General features: G+C 53.1%; 10 protein-coding genes. 5 read left to right on the top strand and 5 right to left on the bottom strand.

Annotation, left to right across the window (positions count from 1 at the left end; genetic code table 11):
• Positions 1-9: 9 nt before the first annotated feature.
• Both AC0L6S_RS02150 and AC0L6S_RS02145 read right to left on the bottom strand, forming a co-directional pair.
• Positions 10-1,332 (bottom strand): PepSY-associated TM helix domain-containing protein, encoded by a 1,323-nt coding sequence (locus AC0L6S_RS02150; RefSeq protein ID WP_473426774.1) that lies wholly within the window; start codon positions 1,330-1,332, stop codon positions 10-12.
• Between the two features lie 60 nt (positions 1,333-1,392).
• Positions 1,393-3,537 carry a TonB-dependent receptor family protein gene (locus AC0L6S_RS02145; RefSeq protein WP_473426773.1) on the bottom strand — a complete coding sequence of 715 codons (2,145 nt, stop codon included), beginning with the start codon at positions 3,535-3,537 and terminating at the stop codon, positions 1,393-1,395.
• Between the two features lie 177 nt (positions 3,538-3,714).
• Here AC0L6S_RS02145 and AC0L6S_RS02140 point away from each other — a divergent pair, with 177 nt between their 5' ends.
• Both AC0L6S_RS02140 and AC0L6S_RS02135 read left to right on the top strand, forming a co-directional pair.
• Positions 3,715-5,022, top strand: a complete 1,308-nt coding sequence (locus tag AC0L6S_RS02140; RefSeq protein ID WP_473426772.1) for an ATP-binding protein — start codon at positions 3,715-3,717, stop codon at positions 5,020-5,022.
• Complete coding sequence (locus tag AC0L6S_RS02135; RefSeq protein ID WP_473426771.1) at positions 5,019-5,555, top strand: response regulator transcription factor; 537 nt, start codon at positions 5,019-5,021, stop codon at positions 5,553-5,555. The genes AC0L6S_RS02140 and AC0L6S_RS02135 overlap by 4 nt, the downstream gene beginning before the upstream one ends.
• Before the next feature lie 130 nt (positions 5,556-5,685).
• On the opposite strand, the gene AC0L6S_RS02130 is transcribed toward AC0L6S_RS02135, so the two are convergent.
• The gene (locus AC0L6S_RS02130; protein ID WP_473426770.1) at positions 5,686-5,841 is read right to left on the bottom strand and encodes a hypothetical protein; all 156 of its coding nucleotides are present in this window, start codon (positions 5,839-5,841) and stop codon (positions 5,686-5,688) included.
• Between the two features lie 429 nt (positions 5,842-6,270).
• Here AC0L6S_RS02130 and AC0L6S_RS02125 point away from each other — a divergent pair, with 429 nt between their 5' ends.
• The 3 genes from AC0L6S_RS02125 (at position 6,271) to AC0L6S_RS02115 (ending at position 12,530) form a co-directional block, all read left to right on the top strand.
• Positions 6,271-6,822: a hypothetical protein gene (locus AC0L6S_RS02125; protein WP_473426769.1), complete on the top strand. Its 552-nt coding sequence runs from the start codon at positions 6,271-6,273 to the stop codon at positions 6,820-6,822.
• Positions 6,823-7,949: 1,127 nt separating this feature from the next.
• Positions 7,950-11,156, top strand: coding sequence for a PAS domain S-box protein (locus tag AC0L6S_RS02120; protein WP_473426768.1), 3,207 nt, complete (start codon positions 7,950-7,952; stop codon positions 11,154-11,156).
• Between the two features lie 138 nt (positions 11,157-11,294).
• The gene (locus tag AC0L6S_RS02115) at positions 11,295-12,530 is read left to right on the top strand and encodes an EAL domain-containing response regulator (protein WP_473426767.1); all 1,236 of its coding nucleotides are present in this window, start codon (positions 11,295-11,297) and stop codon (positions 12,528-12,530) included.
• Between the two features lie 116 nt (positions 12,531-12,646).
• Here the strand turns inward: AC0L6S_RS02115 and AC0L6S_RS02110 are convergent, their stop codons facing one another.
• Entirely contained in the window at positions 12,647-13,279 is a 633-nt protein-coding gene (locus AC0L6S_RS02110; RefSeq protein WP_473426766.1) for a response regulator transcription factor, read from the bottom strand.
• A 302-nt stretch (positions 13,280-13,581) separates the two neighbouring features.
• A complete protein-coding gene (locus AC0L6S_RS02105) occupies positions 13,582-15,432 on the bottom strand; it encodes a 7TMR-DISM family protein (protein WP_473426765.1) in 1,851 nt (616 codons plus the stop codon).
• Positions 15,433-15,580: the final 148 nt, after the last annotated feature.

The raw sequence follows: 15,580 nt of genomic DNA, 5'->3' as shown, positions 1-15,580 counted from the left end.
CCCACTCGCCTAGGCTGTGCGGCGCCTGCTCAACCAGTACAGCAACAGGCCGACCAGTAGCGACAGCCCCAACAGTGGCGCGAAGATACCCATTACCAGCAATACTGCGGTCAGACCGCTGCGCAGTGGCAGGCCAACGGTGCGCGGCGGCACCGGCAACAAGCCGCGTTTCGACGGCCGCCTGAGCCACCACATTGCTGTACCGCTGACGCACAAAAAGATCAGTGCCAGGCAAACCAGAACATTCAGCGCGATGTTCCATCGCCCCATATTGCCCTGATGAAGGCCGATACCGACCGCCATACTCTTGGCCATCACCGGGTAGTCGGCAAAACCGACCTCAGCCAGCACCTCGCCGCTATGGCGGTCTATATGCAGCGTACGCTCCTGAGCTGGTCGGTCGGCGTCACCGGTCATGGTATTGCGGCTGATCGTGTATACGCCGTCATCCCCCTGTGGCAGATTGATGCGGTAACGGGGAGCGAACCCAAGTGTCAGCGCCATCTGATTAACCGTATCCAGATCGACATTGCGATGATGATGAGTATCACCAACCGAGGCCGGCATCGGCGTTTGCTCCAGTCCCCAGGGCACCACTTTGGCGACACCGTGGTTCATACTGGCATGATCGGCGGTGGCCAGAGATACGGGCCCCCATTTTTCCGCGGGGAATGAGTTCCACGGTTGCACAAACTTGCCACCCCAGATATTTGTCCAGGCCAGGCCTGACACCAGAAAGAACGCCAGTCCCAGTGTCGACCACAAGCCTGTCAGCAAGTGCCAGCGACGCCATCCGCTGCGTACTACTGCCCTCCTCGCGCGGGTGAGCTTGCGCTGCTGCAGCCACATATAGACACCCGTCACCAATAACAGCAGCGCCAGCCCTGCAACGATTTCCAGCACGGTATCGCCGACATCTCCCAGCAACAGGCTGCCGTGTATTGCGCGCGCTATCGCATAAATGGTGTCGTCTTTACTGTGCACACGCAACACCGCGTTGCTGTAGGGGTCGACGTCAACCAGTTGTATACTCCCTGCCTGCAGCAATTCAAACTGCGCACTGTCAGTAGCGCTGCGCGGTGGCACATAGAGCGTCACAGAACTGTCCGGCACCGCCGCCATAGCAGCGGCCATCTGTTGCACAGGAGAGCTGGCCGCCTGCCCCCGGCTATCGACGACCAGACGCTCTCCACTGACACCGTCCACCGCCAGATAATACGTCATCACCAGGCCAGTAATGGCCAACACCAACAGAAAAGGCACGACGAAGACGCCGGCAAAAAAGTGCCAGCGCCAGGCCGCGCGATAACGCGGGGAAGCCTCACTATCCATACTGTCGCTCCCTGCAAGCTGATTCGACACGAGAAAGACCGTTACGCACTCGGGCGAGCGTCACAATTGAAACCGTATACCGGCATAGAAAGACAATGGCGCACCGGGATAGAGGATATCGGCATCAGCAGCGGCGTAATCTTTCACTGTCACGGTGGATACGTAGCGTGTATCGAGCAGGTTAGTGACTTCGGCAAACACTTCCCAGCGCTCTGCGTTGTAACCGCCGCGCAAGCCGAGCAGACCGTAACTGTCTACCTTGTAGCTATTGCTGAAATCGGCATAGCGACTGTCGATCAGGTCAAATGTGGGCCCCACGTAGAAACCGTTGGCGTTGCGATACAGGAGCTCACCGCGCACGGCGTAATCCGGTGCTGCCGGCAGTTGGTTATTGCCGTAGTACGGGTCGCTATCTAAACTGAAGTCATTGAGGGTGATACTGATGGTCGGGTCGATCCGGTGTACACCTGCACCGTCCAGTGCCAGACTGGCGCCAAACAGGGATTCCACGCCGGCGTGGATTGTGTTGTCGATATTGGTCGACAAGCTGGTTCCGGGCTCCAGAGGGTCATCCACCGAAAGAATCTCATCGTCGATCTGCGCGTAGTACACCGCGACATCCCAGTACCACTCGCCCACTGCGCCCAGTGATTGCGTACCTCTGCTGCCTATTTCCAACACCGCGCCCTTCATCGCATCGAGGGTGTCATCGTTGTCTCTAAAATCGTCCTGCAGCTCGAAATTGGTCGGCGCCTCGAACAGTTTACTGACGTTTGCAAACAGTGTGACCTGATCACTGACATCGTACAGTACCCCCACGCGGGGATTCAGGCTGCTGTAATCATCGCTGGGGTTGCGGCGCAGCCCCGTTTCAACCTCGGTATTCTCGACATCGCGATCGGCCCATACGCCCTGCATACCGTACACCAGTGTCCACTGGTCGGCGATACGCCAGCGATCCATCGCGAACACCTCGGCATTCTGCGCCTTGTTGTTAACGCGAGTGGTCAAGCCGTTTTTCCTGCCGTTATCGTTGCGATAGTTGCCGCCGTGGACCTTGCCATCACCGTAGTTCAATCCGAACAGGAGATCATGGTCACCTATCGTCGCCTCATAACGCACGCTCGCCCCGAGATCCCGGTGATCGGTATCAATCAGCAAGCTGAACACCTCGGTAGGGAGCATCGGCCCGGGGCCGTCAAAGTCGACCAATACCTTGTCGACGATCGGGTGATAGAGTGACTGCTCTTCCCACGATACTCCGAACGTGAGTGACTCATTGTCACCCAGCGCCCACTGTGTCCTGCTGGCCACCCGCCAGGAATTAACATTCTTCTGAAAGTTGCCGCCCTGCGCGTTAACCGATGCCTGATCCGGGTCGCTCTTGTACTGTTGCTCTGTCAGTGCACCGGGTAGTTTCTGATCGCTGTCCAGATAGGAGGCATAGAGCCGGGTTTCAGAGTCCCCCGAAAACTGCCACCCGGTATTGGCATAAATACCCTCGCGTTTTTCACGGCTGTGATCGCGGTAACCGTCCCAGTGATTGCGCTCAATGGTGACGAGTCCGTCCAGGCCATTGTCGAAAATCTGGGCGCCGGTAGCACGCGTATTGATACGCCCGTGGCTGCCGCCGTTCAGATAGAGTTCAAGCGGCTCGCTGTTGCGCGCAGTGGGCGACACGAAATTTATCGCCCCGCCAAGCGTGCTGGCACCCCAGGTAAGTGCGTTGGCGCCGCGTGCGACTGTGGCATAGCGTGTACTGAGCGGATCGATCAGGCGATTGTGGTTGTTGCCGTCGGCGGTGGAGAGCGGCAAACCGTCCTGCATCATCTTAATGCCGTTCATATCGTAGTCGGTGGCGTCCAGATTGGAGCCGCGTGACGAGAGGAAAATGCCGCTGCCGCCGGAGGTACTGTTCGACCATATCCCCGGGGTGTAGCGCAGCATGTCAGCGAGGTTGGCCACATTGCGCTGGTAGAGCAAATCGCTGTCGATAAGGCTGACACCACCGGGTATCAACGCGTTTTGCCTGGCCAGATCGAGTTGCAGTTTCTGCGCCCGCACCTCCACGGTTTCCAGTACGCTGGACGCCTGTGCGCCCGTTTCTTGCTGGGCCTGAAGGTCTGCGGCGAGCACGCTCGCAGCAATCAAAGTAATCGTTCGGACAGGGTTCTTTGATGAACCTGCGCGGGATATAACATTCATGTTTATTCCTTGCAACGGACTAACGAAGTGCGCCACCCAGGCGCCGTAAAAGTCGCATGAGGGTGGCTGACGGCGGCGGCGAGTATAGCAACGCGGCTAACGTCCGAGGATGTGACAAAATGTCGCAGGGGGCGCAATTGTGACGAAAATCTCCGGGAAGTCGTTATAATCCACCCCGTGAACCAGATACCGCCTTCAAACCCGATACCCTACGCCCTGTCGCTGACCAACCTGCGCAGTCTGTTGGCCATTCGCGCCATCACGCTGATGGGGCAGGTAGGGGTCCTGATCTACGTTTCCAGCGTCAAGGAATCAACGCAGAGTTTACTGGGGCTGGGCGTCGGTGTGATGGTGCTGGGTATCCTGACGGCGATCAGTCTATGGCGCACAACAAAACCGTGGCCGGTGAGCACACGCGAGTTCCTGTGCCAACTGCTTGTCGACGTGATCGGCTGGACAGCCCTGATGTATTTCAGCGGCGGAGCAGACAACCCGTTTATTTCGTACTACATCGTACCGGTGGTGGTGGCCGCGGCGGTATTACCGTGGCGCTATACCTGGCTGATCGCGGCAGTGTCGCTGGCAGCCTACAGTTCACTGTTTTTGTACAGTCAGCCCTTCCCGCTGTTCGCACCGCCGGGCGGCATGCATCACGGCGATGGATTCAGTGTTCATACCCTCGGCATGTGGCTGAACTTCCTGTTCAGCGCCGGCCTGATTACCTTCTTTGTCGTTCGCATGGCCACTCTCCTCAGGCAACAGGACGCCCGGGAGACCCAGCGAAGGGAAGTGGGCATGCGCAACGACCAGATACTGGCTGTCGCCAGCCTGGCGGCGGGCACAGCGCACGAGTTGGCAACCCCGCTCGCCACCATGACCATGCTGGTAGACGAATTACTGCAGGATGAGACACTGAGTGAGACAACGCGCGCGGATTGCGAACTGCTGCGTGATCAATTACAGCAATGCCGCAGCACCCTCGCTGCCTTGAGTCATACCGCAGAGACAAGTCGCTCGGGCGGTTTTGAACAGGTCTCGGCGGAGGAATTTGTGGAATCGGCGGTCACACGCTGGGGGCTGCGCCGACCCCGTGTGACGCGACAGTACGAATGTCTTGGCAAAGAGCCGGTACCGGTGCTGGTGTGCGACCTCACCCTGCGCCAGGCCATTGAGAACCTGCTGAATAACGCCGCTGATTCCGGGTCACAGCGCATAGCCGTGACGCTCGACTGGGACGCGCAATCTATCGTAATGGAAATCAGGGATTGGGGGCCCGGTATTCCACCACAGTTGCTGCAATGTTTACACAGTGGTGACAGGAATAGCGACACCGGCGGCCTCGGTATCGGTCTGCTTCTAAGCCGCAGTGCGGTAGAACGTCACGGGGGTCAATTGAACCTGCGTAATGCGCCGGACGGTGGCACCATTGCCAAAATCACTCTGCCCGTCTCCAGTCCGACAGTAGCCCACGGAAGCGCAGCATGAGTGGGAAATCCAGAATATTGTTGGTGGATGATGACCCGATATTTACCGGCGTCATGACACGTGGGTTTGAGCGACGTGGTTTCCAGTGCCTGCAATGTTGCAGCGCTGCGTCAGCGATAGAAGCCTGTACAACTTTTACACCCTCCCACATCCTGCTTGACTTAAACATGCCGGAGGAATCGGGCCTGGTCGCGATTCCCGCGCTAATCCGCGCCGCTCCGCAAGCTAAACTGGTAGTACTGACCGGGTATGCCAGCATTGCCACGGCCGTAGAGGCGACACGCAGTGGCGCCTGTAATTATCTATGCAAGCCGGCGACTGTAGATGAGATCCTGCTGGCTTTTGAAGAGGACAGAGTCGTAGAGTCAACACCGATACCGACATCACCCACATCACTGGATCGCCTGGAATGGGAACATATGCAGCGGGTACTACTGGACAACAATGGCAATATCTCAGCTACTGCGCGTGCGCTTGGGATGCATCGACGCACGTTGCAGCGCAAACTCGCGAAAAGACCCGTGCGTGAGTAGTCACATCTGTGGCTACGAAAACGTATTGCCGAGCACGGGCAGAGTAGACTAAGTAGCCAGAATGTAAGCTGTTTCCATCAGTCTTTGCCGCTTCCAACGATCACAACGCTTAGAGTATTCAATCACTATTTCACGCAGAGATATCCGTACCACTCTCCTCATTGAAGAACAACGCTCTAGCGCTGCGTATTCCCTCACGTGCTATCACTGCAATAACTGCCACAACTGGCAGAAAAACAACCAGAATGGAAATTATCTCTCCGATAGACTGTAGCAACTCAATCATCGTACCTCTCCCATCCAAAAGAACGCGAACGCCCAACCTGCCATTTGATTACGTCAACTCATTCAACCGCTTACGCACAGCGTTACCACGCTATGCAAATGAGCCCGTGATGCCAACACGCCGGGAAGCGCGGGGCAACGACTGCAAGATAACGTGATTGCATAAAGATTCAATTAGTAGCATTACTTACTCGGAAGATACTCAACTAGTGATTTTCTACGAGAATACGCATGAGGTACTCTACCGAACAGAGCATCAGGCACCCTGTACTAGCGCTTACACATTGACACCCGGAACTGCATAACGCTGCTTGGAGATAGGTAAATCTACCTATCTCCATCCACGTAATCATACGAATTGTTGTATCGCCCCAGAATGTAATCATGGCAATGTGGTTCAGGCACCGAATACTGAACCCTGGCTAGAACAATGACGTTCTCCATTCTTTTTAGAGTGGCAATTTCTGGAATATTAGGGGGTAAACATACCGTGCTAATGATGACAAGAAAGTTCTTCCTGCTGGGCAAACGTCTTGGACAACTGGCGCTCGTCATACTCCTTCCAGGCTGCGCTACTGGCGACTGGTCCGACTACAACTATGGACCGGGCGACTGGCTGGCGGAAAATACAACTCTGCAGGTGGAGTCGATGTATAACTACCCGTACTTACTCAACCCGACGATTGAAATACACTATGTTGAGTCTATAAGGGAATATTGCGGCAGCCGATGGATACAAGCCTGTTCGTATCTAGGGGGAAATCACTGCGACATCTTTGTGGGCAAATTAGCCACACCCGGCACCATAAGCCATGAAGAAAGACACTGCAGGGGGTGGAGTCACTACCGGCCACAGTTTGAGCTGTTCTCTTCTATGGGGCCGGAGTTTCAGGCAAAGGAAGTAGCCCGAGCTGGCAACTGGTTCCCGATGGATGACGCCGCGATGGCTATCGCGATGGCACCTGCGGTCTACAACTGGTAAAACTGGCTCCGCGACTAAGGCTACCACCTACTCCAAAACGCTATTCATCTTGATCTGGTTAGCTGGATAGTCTGACATCACGACACGCAGGGTTTGCACTCATCCCGGGCAGCCCCACCCGGCCCGCATCCATTCATACCCCACACCCCGGACCGTGCTAACATTCGAGTACTTGCTGCCATCCAAAACAGCAAAATTGGAACGTAGTTACGCTATTGCCCAACTGAATCTATAGCGGAGGCGCTATGCCGTTAATATCCCCACCATCCCTCCTTAACGCTAGATTTGGCCAGCTGGAGAAACTATCGCTCATCATTGGACTTGCGGTGGCGCTGTGTGGTGCGGTGGTGCTATATGGCTGGTTTATGGATATTGATTCCATCAAACGACTGGCGCCAGACTTTCCCTCCATGAATCCAATGACAGCCTGTGCATTGATAATCACCGGGCTGGCGCTCGCAAGGCAGTACCAGAGTACAGGCAGCAATACACTATTCAACTCGCGGTTTAGCGCGCTGGCGGCGACAGCTGGGCTTAGCGCAATACTGGTATTTGGTTTAGCAGTCCTTTCAGAACACTATCTGGGATGGCAATTAGGCGCGGACCAATTTTTGTTCACTGGGGAACTCACAAATGCTCTCACCGGAATGCGTAGCAGCACAGCACCGGGCACAGCAATCTGTCTGGCATTCGCAAGCATGGCGCTCCTGTTTATCGACGTAACCAGCAAACGCGGTTGGAGACCGTCAGAGTTTATCGCTATCGCGATGTCACTGGTCTCTTTCTTCGGTGTAGAACAGTACCTTTTTGGCATCGGGCACCGCTATTCAGAAGAAATCTTCTCATCTATGGCATTGCATTCTGCAATCGCATGCGCGCTATTGGCTCTGGGAATTCTGTTTGCGCGTCCCAGAGTGGGGTTGATGTCCCTGACCACAAGTAACTATCCAGGCGCGATTATTCTTATCTGGGGATATCCACTGATAGCGTTAACAGAAGTGGCAACAGCACTGTTTCGTTTCGAAGGGGAGGCACAGGGAATTTTCAGCGAAACACTGGGTGTAGCGCTGTTTACCCCGCTGAACCTTCTGCTGATCGGCCTGCTCCTGTTATGGGGTGCCAGGATCATGCGCAACGCAGAGCTCGGCAGGCTGCAATCCAAAGATGAGCGCGACCGTTTCTTTGACCTGAGCCTTGATCTCATATGTATTGCCAATACAGAGGGTCGCTTCCTGCAGGTCAATGAGGCTTTTCAAACGACTCTCGGTTACTCTGAAGAAGAGCTACTTGCACGTCCTTTCCTCGATATTGTCCACCCAGAGGATATGCAATCCACTCTCGAAGCGATAGACATACTGGATGCTGGGCAAACAGTAACGCGCTTTGTGAATCGATATCGCTGTAAGGACGGATCCTGGAGACACCTTTCCTGGGCGTCAAGCTCCCTGCCCGAGGAGGGCATTATCTATGCATCTGCAAGGGATATCACTGATTTCTTGGGCGTTCAGGAAGCCCTGAACACCCGCGAAGAAGAACTGTCGATAACGCTACATTCCATCGGCGACGGCGTATTAAGTACCGATGTTGACGGCAAAATCACACGCTTCAACCGAATGGCCGAAAGCCTTACGGGCTGGTCAGAGGATGAGGCAATCGGGCTTCCCGTGGATCAGGTTTTCTGCATCCTGAATGAACTCACACGAGAGCCGGCATCGGTTCCCATTATTGCATCGCTGTCGACGGGCGAGATCCGGGAACTCGGCAATCACACGTTGCTGTTGTCACGTGATGGGAAAGAACGCCCCATCGCTGATAACTGCGCACCGATTCGTAACCGAGACGGCAAAATTGTCGGTGCGGTACTCACGTTTCGAGACGTGTCTAAAGAGCGACGCGTAGCGCGAGAGCTCCAAGCTGCGCATAAGCTCGCACAATCAGAAACCGAGCGTCTGAATCTGGTTCTTGACGCTGTCGTTGACGGGGTCATTGGTTTTAACGCCGAGGGCGAAGTGCAATCCTTCAACTCAGCGGCAGAACAACTCTATGGCTACGAAGCCAGCGAAGTCATCGGCCATCATATTCTCATGTTGTCACCAGATCGATTTCAGGACGAGTTCGATGATTACCTCTACAACCACACCCGTACACTACCGCACAAAAGCGATGGTATCGGGCGTGAAGTCATGGGCTTACGAAAGGATGGCAAGCTTTTCCCAGTGGAACTCAGCATTGTCGAAACGGCCAGTTCAGGTGAGTGGCGATTCACAGGAGTAGTGCGCGATGTCAGTGAGCGTACGCGTTTTATCGAAGAACTAAAAAGCGCCCGTGAACAGGCTGATTCCGCCAACGCGGCAAAATCTCGCTTCCTCGCCGCCATGAGCCATGAGATCCGAACGCCGATAAATGGCGTGATAGGCATGCTCGACGTACTGCACAGAACCAGCCTGAAGGGCTACCAGGTGGAAATGGTTACCTTGATCCAGGACTCGGCTCAGTCACTGCTTAGCATTATCAACGATATTCTCGATCTATCCAAAATCGAAGCCGGCAAGATGGAGCTTCATCAGGCACCTTTCGATTTGGCGTCGAGTGTAGAAAGTATCTGCCTGATGATGGACCGGTTCGCAGAAAAGCTACAGATAGATCTCACCGTATTTATTGATCCCAATACTCCCCCCATCATACGTGGTGACGCCCAGCACCTGCGTCAGATTCTGGTAAATCTCATCAGTAATGCCGTGAAGTTTTGCAGCAAGAGAAAAGATCAACGCGGCCAGGTTTCTGTACGAACCGAAGTTGTACAACAGAATGATAATAAAATTGTTATGGAATTTCGTGTAAGTGACAACGGTATTGGCATGGATGCCGCCACCCAGGCTCAGCTGTTCGCGCCATTTGAGCAAGGCAAAGCTTCCATTGTGCGTCAGTTTGGGGGAACCGGGCTCGGACTGGCGATATCTCACAATCTTGCACAGTTAATGAATGGTGATATATCCGTTAGCAGCGAGGTTGGCGTCGGTTCAACATTCACTGTGCAACTGCCATTCACAGTAGATGTGGACACTCATCTACCACAGAAAGCGGGCGAAGAACTTGCAGGGCTGTCTTGTTTGGTGATCGGCGACCCCGATGGACTCTCCCCTAATCTGGCAGCTTATCTATTGCACTGTGGCGCAAACGTTGCGCGTAACAGCAGCATGGCTGAAGCGCGCGTTTGGTCAGAAGGTAAACAGCAGGGTACATGGATCTGGGTAATTGACGCCGGAGAACGCCACCTGAGAACTGCCGAGATCAGGGATGCGCAGGGATTGGAGAGCGAGTCGGCACTGCGCTTCGCTACTGTAGTAATAGAGCGGGGCAAAAGACATAACCTTCGGCAGAAAGGTGAAGGCGTGTTTATGATTGATGGTAACGCATTGCGCCGAAGCAGCCTGTTATCCGCGGTTGAGGTCGCAGCTGGTCGAAAAACACTGGAACAATCCTCTATTGCTACCTCGGATAAACACCACAGTAAAAGAAACTCACCGCTATCGCGTGACGAAGCCATAGAATATGGGCGATTGATCCTGGTTGCGGAGGACAACGACACTAATCAGAAAGTACTCCTGAACCAGCTTGCCCTTCTCGGTATATACGCAGACATGACGAAAAACGGCCGCGAAGCATTGGAACTCTGGCGTAGAGGTAGTTATCCCGTACTAGTGACTGATCTGCACATGCCAGAGATGGATGGTTACGAACTGACCGCAGCCATACGCGCAGAGGAAGATGAATTCGAGCATATCGGCATAGTTGCTCTCACCGCCAACGCACTGTCCGGAGAGGCCGATTATTGTATCCAAAACGGTATGGACGCCTATTTAAGTAAACCTGCACCGTTGGAAGACATCGAGGATATCCTCAACAGATGGTTACCACCATTACCTCTTCGGCTATCTGGGGAGGTACTGGAAGATCACTCCTTCAGCAAACTCCCGTCCCCTGCGAATGGGGAGCAATCTCCCAACTTACCCATCGATGTAGACGTGCTGAGGAACCTGGTAGGCAACGACCCCGATGTCATTCAAGGGTTTCTCGACGACTTCCAGCGAACTTCCGCGGCAATTAGTCAGGATCTGCGTACCGCATCCCAGTCTGGCGAATTTGAGCGGGTGGGAGCAGCGGCTCACAAGTTAAAATCGTCTGCTCGCGCTGTTGGAGCAGAGCAACTGGGGGATTGTTGTGCACAAATTGAAACTGCCGTACGCACCGGAGATTTTGAGAAGGTAGAGGGCTTGGTAGAGTTTTTCAATCAAACTATGGTTGAGGTTGATAATTACCTTCAATCCTGTTGAAGTGCTAAACACATGTGATTTTAGGTGGTGCACAAATGGATACCTGGGAACGGTGTGTGCGACAAACCATTAAGGAGAGTCAGGAAATGCGAATAGTAGTAGCAATGTCATTGCTGATATTTCGCGTGAGAGGCATTGGTGGAAGAATATAAAGCACTCACCGTCCTTGTTGTTGATGACGAGCCCTTTATTCTGAATTTGCTCAGACATATGCTGGGCCAACTGGGTTTTGAATCTATCACAACCGCAAGTAGCGGTGAGAATGCTCTACAGATACTCAACTCTGGTGAAACACCACAGTTGATACTGCTTGATATTAATATGCCGAGTATAGACGGCGTTGAGTTCATTCGCTCTCTGGTGACACTCGAATACCAAGGTTCATTGGTACTGGTCAGCGGAGAGTCAGAACGGGCTCAGTCTGCGGTAATGCGGCTGGCGAACGCTCGCGGTATCAATGTGCTTGGATACCTAAAAAAACCCGTTGCGCCAGACACATTGAAAGAGCTGCTGACTACCTTTTCAACACGCACGCTGCCATCATTGAGCCCCTCAAAAACTAGCACTTATGAACCCAATATCTTGCAAGCGGCAATCGCCAACGGTGAGCTGGTTAATTATTTCCAACCCAAAGTAAACGTACAAACAGGGACCTTCGAGGGCGTAGAAGTGTTGGTACGCTGGCTTCACCCCCGCGACGGTCTAGTTTACCCGGACGACTTCATTCCCATGGCGGAAGACAATGGGCTGATACAGGCGCTCACGATGAATGTGTTGCACAATACATTCCACCAAATACGTATCTGGCGGGACAGTGGCCTGAAAGTGAAAGCAGCCATCAATATCTCTATGGATGACCTCAACTCCCTGAGTTTTCCGGATGACCTTATAACGATGGCGGAGGAGTCAGGTGTATCGGCCCATGACATTCAGCTGGAGGTTACTGAACGCCAGCTGATACCCAACCTTGCGACCGTGCTTGATACTCTCAGCAGACTGCATCTGAAGCGGATCGAGCTGGCTGTTGATGACTTCGGTACTGGGTATTCCTCGTTGGCACAACTGAGCGACCTGCCGTTCGACCAGCTCAAAATCGACAAACGATTCGTACATGGTGCTTCTGGCAACCCTACTGCGCAGGCCATTTTCATAGCCAGTACAGACATGGCCAATCAACTTGAGATGTCAACTGTGGCGGAGGGTGTTGAAGACCGCAACGACTGGGACTGGTTACGCCAAATGGGTTGCGACGTCGCGCAGGGGTATTTTATCGCCCGCCCCATGCCTGCCGCAGCACTGCCTGAATGGCTATCGGAATGGCAGCAGCGCATACACGCAGAAGGCTTGCTGTCCAGCCCGACACGACCGGTCTAGTTCACAGGACCTGCTAACAGAGGAAAAGCTTGCTTGGCAAGCACAATAAACAAATGCCTATTTCATAGAATGGGCAGCCGGCCACCCCGGACTCAGGGCGAGCTGGCTAAAGATAACTATTTGACGGCTAGAGACATTCTGACAAGGTCAGCTAGCGAATCGGCACACATCTTTTCAATAACATTCTTTCGGTGTACCTCTACGGTTCTGCTACTTATCCCAAGATTTCGAGCTATCACTTTGTTCGCCAGGCCCTGAACGATACTGTCCATGACTTCACGCTCCCGGGGTGTCAACCGCTCAATCCGTAGCTTTATATCCTGAATTTCCATATCCCGGAGCCGGGCATCAAGATCCCAGGCGAGCGCCTTGTTAATCCTGTCCAGAACTGTTTCCCTGTCGAAGGGTTTCTCGACTAAATCCATCGCACCCGCTTTAAGCGCCTCGACGGCAATACCAACATCCGCCACACCCGTTAAAAAAATGACTGGTGATTTATTGCCTAGCGCGGTAACGACCCTGTGTAATTCCATGCCGTTCATACCCGGCATTTTAATATCGAGCAACAGGCAGCCGGAGTTATCCACGCTGTACTCCAGCAAAAACTGCTCAGCTGATGCGTAGGTTTTTACTGGGATACTCTCCTGCACCAGTATCTCATGAAGAAGTTTACGAATGACCTCATCGTCTTCGACAATATAAACAGACTGTTCAATAATCGGTGTCGCGTCATCATCCTGACAAGCCATTCGTCTGACCTCGCGCAGTACTTCTTATTAGAAAGTATGTACTGCATTCTATCTGACTACAAAATCCGAATCCATCTCTGTACCAGATAGTTGGTTGTGGAACACTCTACCGGGTATTATTGGATCATACGTCTCCTCTAGCGGAAAATTACGACGGCCATACTCAACAAAACAATTCCCGGGCGAAGTGCAGTTTCCGTACCATGCCATTTGTTCTGCTGGCATCAAACATGTGACGCACTGCAACCGTCGGAATGGCTTACCAGGCAAGTAGCACTTATCCGTTCAATATAGAGGACACATCATCCAACAAAGCCGAAATTGTTCTTGCCCGCCTGCTTGATGGAATACATCGCAGTATCAGCAAGCTTTACCAAAACTTCCATATCTGTACCGTGATCCGGGCATAGGGCGATACCGATACTGGCGCTAACTTTGACTACCTGCTGATTAATCTCATACCTTTGGCTCAGCACGGACAAAAGCTTCTGCGCCACAGCGCTGATCACCGCCACATTCAATATACCAGTCTGAATGATCAGGAATTCATCACCGCCCAATCGTGCCACGGTATCGTTTTCTCTCACGCAAGCTGACATCCGGGCTGCCATTTGCTGCAGCAATTGATCACCTACCGCGTGGCCATAGGTATCATTGACCGCCTTGAAGCCATCCAGATCAATAAACAGAATCGCAGTTTTTCGGCCACTACTCTGGCTGAGTTCTATCGCTTGAGGTAATCGCTCACGGGCGAGTCGAAGGGTAGGCAGACCAGTCAGTGAATCGTGATTCGCCAGGTGCCATGCTCGGGCCTCCGCCAACTTGCGTTCCTGAACCTCGACAGCCAGTTGATTATTGATATCCATCAGGGAATGCGCAAGCTGATGTTTCGCCCGTGATCGGGAGGCCCGCTCTGCCATATACCCACTGATCAGGCTCAGCGAAAACAATGCACCAGCCATGCTAAGGAAAGACTGATTCACACTTGATTCGAAAACGCCGAGCCAAACAAATATGCCAGAAGATTGAGCGACCAGGAACAGGCCCCAGGCAATAGTAAACTGCCGGCCACGGGGGTTTCCCCGGCGCCACTCGAGCAACGCCAACGCCAGCGCCCCCATCAAGTACACTACGCAGATGGTCAGCACCGCGAGAATGGCTACGACAGAGATCACCGAGTAATCTCTGCTGAAATAAACATAGACAGGCAATATTCCAGCGAAGCACAGAACTGTAACCAGCCATATACACTTCTTCAGCCATGCGTACCGCTGATCCGGATCGAGAAATGCGAGCGTGAAATGGGCCAGAATAGTTGGCATCATTGTAATAGTCGTCAGCAGGACAACCAGATTCAGTTCAGGCGAATTGGGCCAAAAAAGCTGGAAGGCAAAACCGGACAAACACATCTGCATTAACAGATACGTTGTACAAAAGGCTGTATAGAACCAGTATAGGCGCCCTCGCGTCGCGACAGCACCTACAGCGTGGTAAAGGATAACAATCAGAAACGCACCAAAGAATAGCCAGTAAACCTGCTCGGACGTACGCGAGTTATAAAAGTACTTTTTCTCATCCCATAGATAAGCGTTGTCACGCAACTGGTCAGCCAGCATCCCGTGGTTCATGTTGTAAATCAGCAGTACAAGGGCGGTGCCATCGGCGGGAATACTTACCGGAAATACAGGATACCGATGCGAAATAGAGCGCTCAGAGAATGGAATACGAATTCCCGCGCGATAATTGGCCTGCAACTGGCCGTCCATAAAGCTGAACACTTCAACATCAGTTAGAAAAGGATACCTTAGCTCAATAAGCATTGAGCGCGCACGAGAGCCAGGATTGTACAACTCCAGTACATGCCAACGACTGCCATCGGAACTCGCATTGTGAAACTGAGCTATAGTGTGTGGATCAATTCCCGCAGCCTCGAATGCGCCCGTTGGATCATGTATTTCGGTAGAACTGCGCCAGATACCAAGATGTGACCCAACAAACACACCTTCCTCCTGTCCGCTAACCGTGTAAACGCCTGGCTGGGCAATGGCAGTGTGTGCGATATGAAGCAATAGTACCAATAGAATAATCGAGACTTTCGAGGGCAACTGCACCCGTACAACCTGCCAAACACAGGGCAGTGCAAAAGTGATCATTCAGGGCAACTCATAGTATTCGCACCAAACCTGTTTTGTAATGTGAACGACAAGACAGAGAGAACCGCATTTTCAATACTTAAGCAATCTGAAATTGACAGATAGTGGCCATTTCCATTGAGACTACGTAGTAGCACTAATACTATAG

Source organism: Halioglobus sp. D3-4, assembly GCF_055809315.1.
This window is presented reverse-complemented; position numbering and strand designations above follow the sequence as displayed.